14 protein-coding genes and 1 pseudogene are annotated in these 13,185 nt (G+C 70.3%); 7 read left to right on the top strand and 8 right to left on the bottom strand.

Going from position 1 to position 13,185, the window contains the following annotated elements:
• Positions 1–347: 347 nt before the first annotated feature.
• Entirely contained in the window at positions 348–1,304 is a 957-nt protein-coding gene (locus tag ACWDU4_RS20230; RefSeq protein ID WP_450115709.1) for a diacylglycerol/lipid kinase family protein, read from the bottom strand.
• Between the two features lie 76 nt (positions 1,305–1,380).
• Here ACWDU4_RS20230 and ACWDU4_RS20225 point away from each other — a divergent pair, with 76 nt between their 5' ends.
• A complete protein-coding gene (locus ACWDU4_RS20225; protein ID WP_450115708.1) occupies positions 1,381–1,806 on the top strand; it encodes a hypothetical protein in 426 nt (141 codons plus the stop codon).
• 9 nt (positions 1,807–1,815) lie between these two features.
• Here the strand turns inward: ACWDU4_RS20225 and ACWDU4_RS20220 are convergent, their stop codons facing one another.
• Together ACWDU4_RS20220 and ACWDU4_RS20215 are read right to left on the bottom strand one after the other, a co-directional pair.
• On the bottom strand, positions 1,816–2,289 hold the full coding sequence (locus ACWDU4_RS20220) for an N-acetyltransferase family protein (protein ID WP_450115707.1): 474 nt from the start codon (positions 2,287–2,289) through the stop codon (positions 1,816–1,818).
• A 48-nt stretch (positions 2,290–2,337) separates the two neighbouring features.
• On the bottom strand, positions 2,338–2,949 hold the full coding sequence (locus ACWDU4_RS20215) for an acid phosphatase (RefSeq protein WP_450115706.1): 612 nt from the start codon (positions 2,947–2,949) through the stop codon (positions 2,338–2,340).
• 61 nt (positions 2,950–3,010) lie between these two features.
• Here ACWDU4_RS20215 and ACWDU4_RS20210 point away from each other — a divergent pair, with 61 nt between their 5' ends.
• Positions 3,011–3,799 (top strand): ParA family protein, encoded by a 789-nt coding sequence (locus ACWDU4_RS20210; protein ID WP_450115705.1) that lies wholly within the window; start codon positions 3,011–3,013, stop codon positions 3,797–3,799.
• Positions 3,800–3,802: 3 nt separating this feature from the next.
• Here the strand turns inward: ACWDU4_RS20210 and ACWDU4_RS20205 are convergent, their stop codons facing one another.
• Complete coding sequence (locus ACWDU4_RS20205; protein WP_450115704.1) at positions 3,803–5,035, bottom strand: Rv3212 family protein; 1,233 nt, start codon at positions 5,033–5,035, stop codon at positions 3,803–3,805.
• Between the two features lie 9 nt (positions 5,036–5,044).
• Positions 5,045–6,628: a DEAD/DEAH box helicase gene (locus ACWDU4_RS20200; RefSeq protein WP_450115703.1), complete on the bottom strand. Its 1,584-nt coding sequence runs from the start codon at positions 6,626–6,628 to the stop codon at positions 5,045–5,047.
• Between the two features lie 357 nt (positions 6,629–6,985).
• On the opposite strand from ACWDU4_RS20200, the gene ACWDU4_RS20195 reads away from it, so the two are divergent.
• Together ACWDU4_RS20195 and ACWDU4_RS20190 are read left to right on the top strand one after the other, a co-directional pair.
• Positions 6,986–7,666, top strand: a complete 681-nt coding sequence (locus ACWDU4_RS20195) for a ferritin-like fold-containing protein (RefSeq protein ID WP_450115702.1) — start codon at positions 6,986–6,988, stop codon at positions 7,664–7,666.
• A gap of 135 nt (positions 7,667–7,801) precedes the next feature.
• A complete protein-coding gene (locus ACWDU4_RS20190; protein WP_450115701.1) occupies positions 7,802–8,029 on the top strand; it encodes a DUF3107 domain-containing protein in 228 nt (75 codons plus the stop codon).
• Positions 8,030–8,093: 64 nt separating this feature from the next.
• Here ACWDU4_RS20190 and ACWDU4_RS20185 read toward each other — a convergent pair whose 3' ends face one another.
• Positions 8,094–8,741 carry a TetR/AcrR family transcriptional regulator gene (locus tag ACWDU4_RS20185; protein WP_450115700.1) on the bottom strand — a complete coding sequence of 216 codons (648 nt, stop codon included), beginning with the start codon at positions 8,739–8,741 and terminating at the stop codon, positions 8,094–8,096.
• A 290-nt stretch (positions 8,742–9,031) separates the two neighbouring features.
• On the opposite strand from ACWDU4_RS20185, the gene ACWDU4_RS20180 reads away from it, so the two are divergent.
• Positions 9,032–10,165, top strand: a complete 1,134-nt coding sequence (locus ACWDU4_RS20180; RefSeq protein ID WP_450115699.1) for a DUF3152 domain-containing protein — start codon at positions 9,032–9,034, stop codon at positions 10,163–10,165.
• Positions 10,166–10,203: 38 nt separating this feature from the next.
• Here the strand turns inward: ACWDU4_RS20180 and ACWDU4_RS20175 are convergent, their stop codons facing one another.
• Entirely contained in the window at positions 10,204–10,647 is a 444-nt protein-coding gene (locus ACWDU4_RS20175; protein WP_450115698.1) for an acyl-CoA thioesterase, read from the bottom strand.
• Positions 10,648–10,768: 121 nt separating this feature from the next.
• Between ACWDU4_RS20175 and moeZ the strand changes: the two genes are divergently transcribed.
• Both moeZ and ACWDU4_RS20165 read left to right on the top strand, forming a co-directional pair.
• Positions 10,769–12,007 carry an adenylyltransferase/sulfurtransferase MoeZ gene (gene moeZ / locus ACWDU4_RS20170; RefSeq protein ID WP_450115697.1) on the top strand — a complete coding sequence of 413 codons (1,239 nt, stop codon included), beginning with the start codon at positions 10,769–10,771 and terminating at the stop codon, positions 12,005–12,007.
• A gap of 106 nt (positions 12,008–12,113) precedes the next feature.
• Complete coding sequence (locus ACWDU4_RS20165) at positions 12,114–12,962, top strand: TIGR02569 family protein (RefSeq protein ID WP_450115696.1); 849 nt, start codon at positions 12,114–12,116, stop codon at positions 12,960–12,962.
• A 28-nt stretch (positions 12,963–12,990) separates the two neighbouring features.
• Here the strand turns inward: ACWDU4_RS20165 and ACWDU4_RS20160 are convergent.
• Positions 12,991–13,185, bottom strand: a pseudogene (locus ACWDU4_RS20160) (pyridoxal 5'-phosphate synthase lyase subunit PdxS); the annotation flags it as partial.

Here is a 13,185-nt window from a genome sequence, read left to right as displayed (position 1 = left end):
ACTCCTTCACCGGGTGCGTCGCACCGTGTCGTATTTTCGGTGCGAATGCACCGCGTCGTATCGCGTCGTTCATGCGCGGGGAGCGAATTGTTTCCTCGCTGTTGCTTGTGAATGCTTTCACGAACGCGCAGGAAGTCAATAGAAAATGGCCCGTCCGTGGGGTAACTCACTCTTTCGAATCACCCGGTGTGGTCTGCATTACTTTGTACCCCGCTCGCGGCACTTATGCACTATGGGTGTACGGTTCTGTTCTGAACTGACCCTCGGCAGGCGCCGAAACGGTGTATAAGCCATTAGCCGCCGGTTCGCCCGCCGCCCCTCGCCGGGACCTCGCTCGATCGGGCCCGTCAACCGAGGCTCGGCGCCACCAGCGTCAGCGCGTCGCGCACCGCGACGAACTCCACCTCTGTGCGCTTGCCGAGGTAGTCGCCATCCACCTGCAGTCCGATCGGTGCGCTCGACGTGATTCGCACCTTGGATGCGTCGTCGACTCGAAAAAGCTTGCGCGACTTGGGGTTCGATCCGGGGGTGAGGAGTTGTCGGACGACGGGCAGGCTGGCCGCGACGCTCATCGTGCGCATCGCGAACACCCCGAGACCGGTCTCGAACCCCGTCTCCGGGTTCACCGAGATCGGCCGGTGGTTCAGATAGGTCCACGGGCTCGAGTTCGACACGAACGCGTAGTGCACGCCGTCCACCGGATCGTGCCCCGGAATCTCGACGGTCAGCGTGGGCTCCAGGCGCCGGTTCCTCAGGAACGCGCGGATCGCCGTGCGGACGTAGCGGGAGGGGGTCGCCGCGTGGCCCTTCGCGCGGGCGAGGTCGATCGCCTCGCACACCTGCGCGTCCAGCCCGAGGCCGGCGTTGAAGGTGAACCAGCGGCCGTCGCAGTGCGCCAGCCCGATCCTCCGCCTCTCCCGCAGCTCCAGCAGTTCGATCAACTGGTTCGTCGCCACGACGGGGTCCGGGTCGATGCCGAGCGAGCGGGCGAAGACGTTCGCGGATCCGCCCGGCACCACGGCCACGAGGGGGGGCGGTCCGATGGGCAGCGCCTTCATCGACTCCGGCTCCGGGGCGCCGAGCAGACCGTTGACGACTTCGTTCACGGTGCCGTCGCCGCCGTGCACGATGATCAGCCCGATGCCCTCGAGGACCGCGCGACGGGCCAACTCGGCGGCGTGCCCGCGGTGCGTGGTGTGCACCACCCGTACCTGCACCCGGCTCGACAGCGCGTGCGCGAGCAGGTCGCGAGCCGCGGGGGTGGTCGAGGTCGCATTCGGGTTGACGATCAGCAGCGCACGCACGGATCGTCAGCCTAGCGGGGACCGGGCGCCGGGGAGTTCGCGCCGACCCGGGCGCGGCGTTCTATAGGCTGGCGCCGTGCCCGAGTCTGCTGCGCCCCTGTCCACCCCCGCCACGGTTCGATGGGCGGGAGGGCTGGTCACCTTCGAAGGGGCGGTCGCGGTCGTCGTCGCACTCGTCCTGGTGATCCGGGGTCTGCTCGGACACGACCAGGACGCCGCCAACCCGTACGGCACGGCGGCGTGGTTCGTCATCCTCGGCGGTGCCGTGCTCGCCGCCGGCCTCGGGCTGCTGCGCGGCCGCCGCTGGGGCCGGGCCATCGCCGTCGTCGCGCAGCTGCTGCTGTTGCCGGTGGTGTGGTCGCTGCTCACCGACTCGCACCGGCCGGTGCTCGGCGTGCTCCTCGGAGTGGTCGTGGTGCCGGCGCTGGTGTGCCTGTTCTCGGCGCCCACGTCGCGCTGGATGGCCGAGGAGTACGGCGGGGACACCGCACAGCCGGAGTGACCGCGGTCGTCAGACCGTCGCCGCCAGGCGGGCCAGAGGGTCGCCGCTGAGCCGGTAGCCGGTCCACTCGTCCTGGGCCTGCGCGCCGAGCGAGTCGTAGAACTCGATCGACGGCGTGTTCCACTTCAGCACCGACCACGCCAGTCGCGTGTACCCGTGGTCGACGCACTCGCGCGCGAGGGTCGCCAACAAGGCCTTGCCGTACCCGCGGCCGCGGAAGGCCGGCTGCACGTACAGATCCTCCAGGTAGATCCCGTGCACCCCGTCCCACGTGGAGAAGTTGCGGAACCACAGCGCGGTCCCCACCACGACACCGTCCTCCTCGGCGACGTGGCCGAACACGGCCGGGTTCGGGCCGAACAGCGCGGCCGTCATCTGCTCGGCGGTGACGGTGCACTCCTGGCGGGCCTTCTCGTACTCGGCCAGTTCGTACACCAGGCCGGTGACGGCCGGCACGTCCGCGGTGGAGACGCGGCGAATCATGCGATACCTCTTTCGTTTTCGTCGAACGTTGCGGGTCCGTGGGGCGGGTCAGGACGCGTTGTGGGTGACGATCAGCCGGACGCCGTGGTCGTAGCCGAGCACGGTGATCGCCCCGGGCGACAACGCGAACCGGCGGCCCTCGACGAGTGGCAGGCCGGCCCAGCGGGCGATCAGCGCCCGGGAGAAGTGCCCGTGCCCGACCAGCACCACGTCCCGCCCCGGCAGGGTGGACTCGGCGACGGCGAGCACCAGGTCCGCCCGCGACTCCACGGAGTCGGCCTCCTCGCCGCCGGGGCAGGGATGCGTCCACACCGTCCAGTGCGGCACCTGGTGGTGGATCTGCGCGCTCGTCAGACCTTCGTAGTCTCCGTAGTCCCACTCGACGAGTTCGTCCCACACGCGGGCACTCAGGCCCGCCAGTTCGGCGGTGTGGGCCGCACGGATGCGCGGGCTGGACAGGACGGCCGGGTCCCGCAGGGCCAGCGACTCGAGGCGGCGGCCCGCACCACGGGCCTGCTCCTCGCCCTCGGGCGTCAGCGGCACGTCCGTGCGGCCGGTGTGCCGGCCGGTCGCCGCCCACTCGGTCGACCCGTGCCGCAGCAACACGATGCGTCCGGTGTCGCGAGGTGGGACGGGTATGGACGGGTCGGCGGGAGGCACCTGTGCATCATCTCAGGCCGGTCGGTCGCGGGAGCGTTCCGAGTACGCAAAGATCACCTCCGTGACGACGGTGCTCGCGGTGGCGAATCAAAAGGGTGGGGTCGCGAAGACCACGACGGTGGCCTCGCTCGGCGCGGCGCTGGCGGCGCTCGGGCGGAAGGTCCTGGTGGTCGATCTCGATCCGCAGGGCTGTCTGACGTTCTCGTTGGGGCACAATCCCGATCGGCTCGAGTCGTCGGTGCACGAGGTGCTCACCGGGCAGATGCAGATCCGGGACGTGATCCTCGACACGGAGGAGGGGTTCGCGCTGGTGCCCGCGACGATCGACCTGGCCGGGGCGGAAGCGGTGCTGCTGATGCGGCCGGGGCGCGAGTTCACGCTCAAGCGGGCGCTGGCGACGCTCGGTGACGACTTCGACGTCGTGATCGTCGACTGCCCGCCGTCGCTGGGCGTGCTGACCCTCAACGGGCTCACCGCGGCCGACTCCGTGCTGGTGCCACTGCAGTGCGAGACACTCGCGCACCGAGGCGTCGGGCAGTTGCTGCGTACCGTCTCCGAGGTCAGGGAGATCACCAACCCGGACCTGGCCCTGCTCGGCGCGTTGCCGACGCTGTACGACGCGCGCACCACGCACAGCCGCGACGTGCTCGCCGACGTCGCGGACCGCTACGACCTGCCGGTTCTGGCGCCGCCGATCCCGCGCACCGTCCGGTTCGCCGAGGCGAGCGCGTCGGGTGCCACCGTGCTGTCCGGTCGCGCCAACAAGGGCGCGCAGGCGTACCGCGAGCTGGCCGCGAACCTGGTCGCGCACTGGGACGAGGGTGCCGAACTGAACACCTTCGGTGAGTGACGTCTAACGCAGGGCCACCAGTTCGTCGCCGCGCTGTTCCAGGAGGACGGAGCCGAGAACCGCGGACGTGATCGGGCGGCCGCCGAGCTGTGCGGGTGCGAGGCCCGGCCGGTCGATCGGGATGCGCCGGGTTTCGGCGCCGGTGGCCGCGTCGATCACCGCGACGCCGCCTTCGACCGGGACGAGGAACAGGCCCGCCATCGCGGTGCCAGGGCCGAGTGCGCCGCCGACCGACCAGGCGGGGGTGAAATCCGTTGTCCGCAGGGCGATCACGCTCGATCCGGTCCACCAGCTCAGGAAGGATCCGGTGCGCTCCACGACGGTGGTGGGGGAGACGTCCGCGGGGGCGGGGTACCGGGACGTCTCGTTTCCGGTCCCGTCGAAAACGGCGACCGTCGCCCCCGCGGTCCCGGTGGCGGGTAGGTAGACGGCCGTCCGCTCGCCGGAGACGGCGAGCACGCGGGCGCCGGTGTCGGACGGTCCGGCCTCGTCGAGAACCCGGGACCCGTACTCCTCGGGCTCGGAGTTGTCCTTCGGTGCAGGGTTGAGGACGCTGAGCCGGACCGCGTCCTCGCCCGGACACGACTCCAGCACCGAGACCCGGCTGCTGCTCGACGCGGAGGAGAGCAGCGTGCACCCGGTCCGGGGTTGCGCGGCGGGATTGACCGGCGCGTCGACCCGCCCGAACTCGAGGGTGCGCACCAGGTCCGAACGCCACACCTCCATCCGGGTCGCGCCGCGTGAGGTCAGGTACGTCCCGTCCTCCGACAGGGTCACGGCGGGGTCGGCGTCGCTCGCCCGCTGCGCCTTCCGGACCCCGGTGGACCCGTCCAGTTGGGTGACCTGACCGCATCCGCGGTCGTCCGGGTAGACCGCGACCGCGGTGTTCCAGGCTCCGATGACCCCGCACAGCGTCCGGTCGCGCCGGTAGTGCCAGATCGGGTCGCCGGTCGCCGGGTCGTGCCCGACGACGGTGTCGCCGTCTCCGCTGACGGCGGCGCCACCCGCGACCACAGGGGTGCGGGTGGCGTCACTGTCGGCGCGCCAGATCTCGGTGAGCGTCTCGGGAACCGCCAGTGCGGTCTCCGCGGGCGGCGCCGGCGTCGTCGCGGTCACCGACTCGGTGCCCTCGGCGTCGCTGGTCAACCAGACCGCCGCGGCTGCGACCAGCACGAGCACCGCGATCGCGCAGGCGGCCAGAACGTCGGCGCGAGTGCGCCGCTCGGGTGCGAGCACGGTGGGTGGCTACTCCGTGGTCGACGCCGTGGAGGTGGCGGTCGAGCCGGAGGCCGGACGACGGCGACGCCGACGTCGACGTGCCGGGGTCGCCTCACCGCTGGGGGAGGTGGGTTCCGGCGCAACGGTTTCCGACGACGTGTCGGCGGGTGCGGTGCTCGCCGTGTCGGCGGTCCGGCCGCCGCGGGTGCGCTTGCGGGTACGGGTGCGGCGGGGACGATCCGAGGACTGCTCGGCGTCGGCGGACACCTCGTGCGTGCGGGCGGGCTTCGGCTTGCGGATCGAGCCCTTCGCGTCGGTGGGGATGCTCAGGTCCGAGTACAGGTGCTCGGAGCTGGAGTAGGTCTCGACCGGCTCGGCGACCCCCAGGTTCAGGGCCTTGTCGATCAGCTGCCAGCGCGGCACGTCGTCCCAGTCGACGAGCGTGACCGCGGTGCCGGTGCGCCCGGCGCGGCCGGTGCGGCCGATGCGGTGCACGTAGGTCTTCTCGTCGTCCGGGCACTGGTAGTTGATCACGTGCGTGACGTCGTCGATGTCGATGCCGCGGGCGGCCACATCGGTGGCGACCAGGACGTCCACCTTGCCGGTGCGGAAGCTCTTGAGGGCCTTCTCGCGGGCGATCTGGCCGAGGTCGCCGTGCACGGCGCCCACCGAGAAGCCGCGTTCGTTCAGCTCGTCCGCGACCTTCTGCGCGGTGCGCTTGGTCCGCGTGAAGATCATCGTCGCGCCGCGGCCCTCGGCCTGCAGGATCCGCGCGACCATCTCGGCCTTGTCCAGGGCGTGCGCCCGGTAGATGTGCTGGGTGGTGCGGTCGTGCACCGCGGACGACTCCGGCTCTTCGGCGCGAATGTGCGTCGGCCGGGTCAGGAACGTGCGCGCCAGGGTGATGATCGGTCCGGGCATCGTCGCCGAGAACAGCATCGTCTGCCGGGCGTCGGGCACCATCCCCAGGATGCGTTCGATGTCGGGCAGGAAGCCCAGGTCGAGCATCTCGTCGGCCTCGTCCAGGACCAGCACGCCGACCTTGCCGAGGATCAGGTGACCCTGCTTGGCGAGGTCCAGCAGTCGTCCGGGGGTGCCGACGACGACGTCGACGCCCTTCTGCAGCGCCTCGATCTGGGTCTCGTACGGGCGGCCGCCGTAGATCGAGAGGACCTCGAGCCTGCGGTTCCCGGCCTTCAGGTGCTTGGCGGCGTTGACCAGGTCGTCGGTCACCTGGATGCACAGCTCGCGGGTCGGCACGATCACCAGCGCTCGCGGGGTGCCGTCGAGCGGCGCGGTGCCGGAATCGGTGCTCGAGACCCGGTGCAGCAGCGGCACGCCGAAGCCGAAGGTCTTGCCCATGCCCGTTCGGGCCTGGCCGATCAGGTCGTCGCCGGCCAGGGCGAGCGGCAGCGTCAACTCCTGGATGGCGAAGGTGCGTTCGATGCCGATCTCCGTCAGGGCCCGGACGATCTCGTCGCGGACGCCGAGTTCGGCGAACGTGGGGGCGGTGTGGGTCTCGTCGAGCTGGGCGGACAGGGTCGTCTCGCTTGCGTCGTCTTCGTGGTCGATCGTGATCTTGCTCAGTGCTCTGGCCTTCCTCGTCGGCACGCGCGCACGAGCTGGGCGGGGCCGGGGGTCGGCCACCGGGTGCTGCCCGTGTCCAACTCCCGGGCGGTGCCCGAGTCGAAACCCCGGGCGGTGCCCGAGTCGAACTCCGGGCGATGCCCTTTTCCGACTGACGCCGGTGCCCTTGTCCGATGGTCACTGTTCCTGCTGCCCTGCGCGCAAGACGGGTGTCTCGGCGCGGCGCGGGAGGAGGACCTGCGGATCAGGTGCGCGCACATTATCTGTGGGTCGCCGCGTCCATGCGATGTGTCCGATTGGTCGGACGATCGGGCGGCGACCCGCAACCATGGTAACTGCCGTGGCCGAGTTCGCAGGTAGGCGCGGTCTACGCTGTCCCGCATGGGAGCCAATTCTGCCGATTCGCTGTCGTCCTCGATCGCCGCCGACCACCCCGGTGTGAGCGAACTGTTCGCCGTACTGGCCTACGGTGAGATCTCCGCCTTCTACCGCCTCGCCGAGGACGCCCGGATGGCGCCGACCATGGCGGGCAGGGTGGCGCTGGCCCGCATGGCCGGCGCCGAGATGGGGCATTTCGAGACGCTGGAGTCGGCGCTCACCGACCGCGGCCTCGAGGTGTACTCCGCGATGGCGCCCTTCGTGAAGCCGCTCGACGACTACCACGCGTCGACCCACCCGGCGACGTGGCTCGAGTCCCTGGTCAAGGCGCATGTCGGCGACGGGATCGCCGCCGACTTCTACCTCGAGATCGCGGGCTCGCTGGATCCGTCCGTCGGCGCTGTGGTGCGCGAGGTGCTGGCGGAGACCGGGCACTCCGAGTTCGTGGTGCAGGAGGTCAGCGCCGCCGTGCAGGCATCGAAGAAGGAGAAGGACCGACTCATGCTGTGGGGCCGGCGCCTGCTCGGCGAGGCGATCACGCAGGCGCAGTACGTGATGGCGCAACGGGAGGCGCTGACGGATCTGATGCTCTCGGCGAGCGGGGACCTCAACGGCGTCGCGGCGCTGTTCGACCGGATGCAGCAGCGGCACTCGGAGCGGATGGCGGTGCTCGGGCTCGTCTGAGTCCGGCGCCAACGGTCAGGGTGCGGCCACGCCGGAGGTGTTCGCTCTCAGCACACGCCGGCAGCGGGTGGGGTGGAGGCGGGCTGCATTAGCCTGGCATCAGGTAGTGATGGCACGAGAGTTCGGAGGTTGGCCGTGGAGGTCAAGATCGGCATTTCTGACAGCCCGCGCGAGCTGATCCTCAGCAGCGCGCAGACCCCGGAAGAGGTGACCGAGCTCGTCTCAGCGGCGATCGGTGGCGACGCATCGGGAGTTCTCGCCCTCACCGACGACAAGGGTCGCAAGTTCCTGATCCAGGCTTCGAAGGTCGCCTACGTCGAGATCGGGCAGCCGGACAGCCGCAAGGTCGGTTTCGCGAGCTGACATCGAATCGGAAACGGGGCGCGCAGAATGATCCGCGCGCCCCGTTTTCTTGCGTTCGGGTCGTTCAGTTGTGCATGGGCACGTGGGAGAGGCCGCCCCAGGCGAGCTGGACGGTGATGTCCACCGCTTCCTCCTTGGGGATCGGCCGGTTCGCCTGCAGCCAGTAGCGGGCGGTGAACTGGCTGGTCCCGACGAGTCCAACGGCGAGGATGCGCGCCCGGTACGGGTCGAGTCCGGAGTCGTGGGCGACAAGGTCGAAGACGGCGTCCACACACGCCTCCGTCGCGCGGTCGACGCGGGCGAGGACCTGAGGGTCGCCCATGAAGTCCGACTCGAACACCAGCCGGTAGCCCTGGTTGTCGTTGTCGACGAAGTCGAAGAACGCCTGCACGGCGGCGCGGACGCGCTGCCGGTTGTCGGTGGTCGAGCGCAGCGCCTGGCGGACACCGGAGATCAGGCTGTCCACGTAGCTCTGCAGCACCGCGAGGTACAGGTCGAGCTTGCCGGGAAAGTGCTGGTAGAGCACGGGCTTGCTGACCCCGGCGCACTCGGCGATCTCGTCCATGCCTGCCGAGTGGTAGCCACGGCTGACGAACACTTCGCTGGCGGCCTGCAGCAGCTGGAGCCGGCGAGCGTCCCGGGGCAGTCGGGTGCTGCGCTTGGCGCCCTGACGCCCGGTCGACGTTGCGGAACGATCCGCGAGTTCAGTCATCGTGCTCCCAATCTTGCGTTGTCACCATCCGTGCCTCGTGCTGCGCGGGTGAGGTTGCTCACGGCACCGGGTGCACAAAGTGATCGAACGATACCGGACCTGTGCCCGGCCATCCGCGGAATGGCGAATGCTCCTGCCCCGAGTATTCCAGGTCACTGTTGCCGATAGGTGTCCAGTGTGCCTGGGGTGGTCCCGCTGCAGGTCGCAGCGGGTTCCGGTCGGCCGCGGCGGGTGATCGCCGATCGGCGTGCCCGGGCGGAGGACGTTCGCGGTTGTGAGACGCTGGACCGGTGACGGATGGAGGCGGACCGCGACTGCGGGGTGGACACCCCTGGAGTCCAGACGACTCGACGGATGCGCGCACAGGTCACCCGGACGGCCCGCGTCCCGGCGAGCGCGAGGACACCACGAACCCCGACCGGCCCGAGGCGGACAGCGCGTCGGACCGGTGGAGCCGCACCCAGGTCGGGTCACACCAGCCGCTGCGAGCGCAGTGGGATCCGATCGGCGAGGACCGCGGTCGGCCGCGCAGTTCCCGCCCCGAACGGCAGGTGCGCAAGCAGAGCCGACTCGGCAAGTTCGTCGCCACCTACGGGTGGCGTGCCTACGCCATCCCGGTTCTGGCGGTCGTCACCGTCCTCGTCCTCGTCGACGCGCTACGGGGCGTCGGGGAACCCGAGTCCCTCCCGTACGGCGATCCCGGGTTCGGTGCCCGCAGCACCAGCGAGGGCACTGGAGTTATCGGGGTTCCGCCGCTGGCCGACGGCAACTTCGCCGAGACGATCCCGTCCGGTGCGTTGCCCGAGGGGGGACCGTTCACCGCGACCGGTGCGGGAACCTGGCGGGTGATCCCGGGCACCGGCCCGAAGGCGGGGCAGGGCACCGAGCAGGTGTTCACCTACACGGTCGAGGTCGAGGACGGCGTCGACACCGCGGGATTCGGGGGAGACGAGTCCTTCGCCCGGATGGTCGACCAGACCCTCGCGAATCCGAAGAGCTGGACCCACGACCCGCGATTCGCGTTCCAGCGCATCGACACCGGCGACCCGACCTTCCGGATCTCACTGACCTCGCAGATGACGATCCGCGAGGCATGCGGGTACGACATCCAGCTGGAGGTTTCCTGCTACAACCCGGGCATCGACCGCGTCGTGCTGAACGAGCCGCGGTGGGTGCGCGGTGCCGTCGCGTATCAGGGCGACATCGGGTCGTACCGGCAGTACCAGATCAACCACGAGGTCGGACACGCCATCGGATACCAGGCGCACCAGCCGTGCGAGGCGGACGGCGGGCTGGCACCGGTGATGATGCAGCAGACCTTCGGAACGGCGAACAACGACATCGCCAAGCTCGACCCGGAGGGCGTCGTGCCGATGGACGGCAAGACCTGCCGGTTCAACCCCTGGCCGTACCCGCGCGGCTGAGGCGCCGCGCGGCTGAGCCGGCACGGGCTGCCCGGTCGTCAGTCCGGGCGCACCCACGGTGCCAGCTGTGCGCGCTGCTCTGCGGTCAGCCGACGCAACGTCTGCGTGTACGGGTCGCCGAGTGCCAGCTGCGTCGAGGCCTCCACCGCGGGCCGCGACCCGGGATCCGCGTCGGCCGCCCGGACCTCGTAGCGCACGGTGAGGTCCGCGCTGCGCAGCCGCTCGAGCCACATCGACACCTGCAGCGGCGTGTCCGCGTGGGTGAGCGGAGTGCGGTAACGGACCTCCAGGTGGGCCACGACCGAGTTCTGCAGCAGCGCCGACACCTCCGGGTCCACGGACGCCAGCCAGTCGATCCGGGACTCCTCGAGCAGCGTCACCATCCGGGCGTGGTTGATGTGTTTGAACGCGTCCATGTCGGACCATCGGACGGAGATCCGCGTCCGGTGGACGGCGTCGTCGGGCGTGGCGGACGTGGTCATCGTGCTCCTGGAGGTCGGCGTCGAGATGTTGAGGGACCGGCGACCAGGACCGTAGCCGATGGCGGCCGTGCGATGCCGGGTCCTCGACACCCGTTCGGCACCGACGGGGAGAATGGGAGGCATGTCGACATCCGTACAGCCCTCCGCCACACCGACGGGTGCGCTGCCGCCGCTGGTGGAGCCGGCCGCCGAGTTGAGCCGTGAGGAGGTGGCGCGCTACAGCCGCCACCTGATCATCCCGAACGTCGGCATGGTCGGGCAGAAGCGGATCAAGAACGCGAAGGTTCTGGTGATCGGCGCCGGTGGCCTCGGGTCGCCGACCCTGCTGTACCTCGCGGCCGCCGGGGTCGGGACGATCGGCATCGTCGAATTCGATGACGTCGAGGAGTCGAACCTGCAGCGTCAGGTCATCCACGGCCGTTCCGATGTCGGCAGGCCGAAGGCGCACAGCGCCCGCGACTCCGTCCTCGAGATCAACGACCGCATCGACGTGCGGCTGCACGAGTACCGGCTCGACAACACCAACGCGGTGGATCTGTTCGCGCAGTACGACCTGATCCTCGACGGCACCGACAACTTCGCCACCCGCTACCTCGTCAACGACGCGGCGATCCTGGCGGGCAAGCCGTACGTGTGGGGATCGATCTACCGGTTCGAGGGGCAGGTGTCGGTGTTCTGGGAGGCGGCACCCGACGGGCGCGGACTGAACTACCGGGACCTGTACCCGGAGGCGCCGCCACCGGGCATGGTGCCGTCCTGCGCGGAGGGCGGCGTGCTCGGCGTGCTGTGCGCGTCGATCGGCTCGATCATGGCGACCGAGGCGATCAAGCTGATCACCGGCATCGGGGAGCCGCTGCTCGGGCGGCTGATGATCTACGACGCCCTCGCCATGAACTACCGCACCATTCGGCTGCGGCGCGATCCCGGCCGGGAGCCGGTCACCGAACTGATCGACTACGACGCGTTCTGCGGGGTCGTCGCTGAGGATCCGGTCGACCCGTCCCGGGCCGATGGGGACGCGCAGAGTGCCGCGGCCGGGTCGACGGTCACCGCAAGGGAACTCGCCGACCTGCTGGACGCGGGCAAGGACGTCGCGCTGATCGATGTCCGGGAGCCCGTCGAGTGGGACATCGTGCACCTGCCCGGCGCGACGCTGATTCCCAAGGATCGCATCCTGTCCGGCGACGCCCTCGCGGAGCTGCCGCAGGACCGCCCGATCACGCTCTACTGCAAGACCGGTATCCGCTCCGCCGAGGTGCTCGCCGCGCTCAAGCGCGCCGGGTTCGCCGACGCGACCCACCTGCACGGCGGCATCATCGCCTGGGCGAACCAGGTCGATCCGAGCCTTCCGACCTACTAGCGCCTGGAGCGCCTGTGGGTGATCCGCACCTCTACCGGGGTAAAGAGATCACCCTCAGGGCGCGTCAGCGCCGGTCGGGACCGGCCTCGGCGGTAGCGTGACGAGCGTGAGCTCCGTCGAACCTCCCGCCCACGTGCGGTCCACTTTCGGTCTGCGCGAGACCAGCCCCGTCGCGCTCGGTCCGGACTGGGAGGGTGGCTGGCGTTGCGGCGACGTCGTGCTCTCGCCGGTCGCGGATCACGCGCGCGCGGCGTGGTCGGCGAAGGTGCGCGAGACCCTCAACCCCGACAGCGTCCGGTTGGCGCGTCCGGTGCGAGCGACGGACGGGCGGTACGTGGTCTCCGGGTGGCGCGCCGACACCTACATCGAGGGTTCGCCGGAACCGCGGCACGACGAGGTGGTGTCGCTGTCGCTGCGGCTGCATGCGGCGACCGCTGCGCTGGAGCGGCCCCGGTTCCTGGTGCAGCCGCCGGTGCCGCCGTGGCAGGACGTCGACGTGTTCGTCGCGGCCGACCGGGCCGCGTGGGAGCAGGTCCCGCTCCGTGGCGTCAAGGGGCAGTTCGAGCCGGCATCGACGGACGGACGCACCAGTGTGGAGCTGATCGGGCAGCTCGCGACCCTGCGCAAGCCGGTGCACGGCCCCGATCAGTTGGTGCACGGCGACCTGTTCGGCACCGTGCTGTTCTCGGGGTCGGAAGCGCCGGGCATCACCGACATCACCCCCTACTGGAGACCGGCGGCGTGGGCGGCCGGTGTGGTCGTCGTCGACGCGCTCTCCTGGGGCGGGGCGGACGAGGAACTGATCGGGCGCTGGGAGGAACTGCCCGAATGGCCGCAGATGTTGTTGCGGGCGTTGATGTTCCGGCTCGCCGTGCACGCCCTGCATCCCCGGTCCACGGCGGAGGCGCTGCCCGGACTTGTGCGTACGGCCGACCTGATCAGGCTGATGCTCTGACCCGGACCCGGCGTGCGATGCAGCCGGGTCACCAACCGCGCTCGGCGAGCCGGTGCGGCTGCGGGATCTCGTCGACGTTGATGCCGACCATCGCCTCGCCCAGGCCACGCGAGACCTTCGCGAGCACTTCCGGGTCGTCGTAGAAGGTGGTGGCCTTCACGATCGCCGCGGCCCGCTCGGCCGGGTTGCCGGACTTGAAGATCCCGGAGCCGACGAACACGCC

This window comes from Rhodococcus sp. NPDC003348, assembly GCF_053589375.1.
The sequence above is the reverse complement of the archived record's forward strand: the minus strand, read 5'-3'. Positions and strand labels throughout refer to the sequence as shown.

Excerpts from the sequence above, each read along its gene's own strand:
- ACWDU4_RS20220 (WP_450115707.1), bottom strand. The coding sequence starts at position 2,289 with ATGATTCGCCGCGTCTCCACCGCGGACGTGCCGGCCGTCACCGGCCTG.
- ACWDU4_RS20195 (WP_450115702.1), top strand. The coding sequence starts at position 6,986 with ATGGGAGCCAATTCTGCCGATTCGCTGTCGTCCTCGATCGCCGCCGAC.
- ACWDU4_RS20185 (WP_450115700.1), bottom strand. The coding sequence starts at position 8,741 with ATGACTGAACTCGCGGATCGTTCCGCAACGTCGACCGGGCGTCAGGGC.
- ACWDU4_RS20175 (WP_450115698.1), bottom strand. The coding sequence starts at position 10,647 with ATGACCACGTCCGCCACGCCCGACGACGCCGTCCACCGGACGCGGATC.
- moeZ (WP_450115697.1), top strand. The coding sequence starts at position 10,769 with ATGTCGACATCCGTACAGCCCTCCGCCACACCGACGGGTGCGCTGCCG.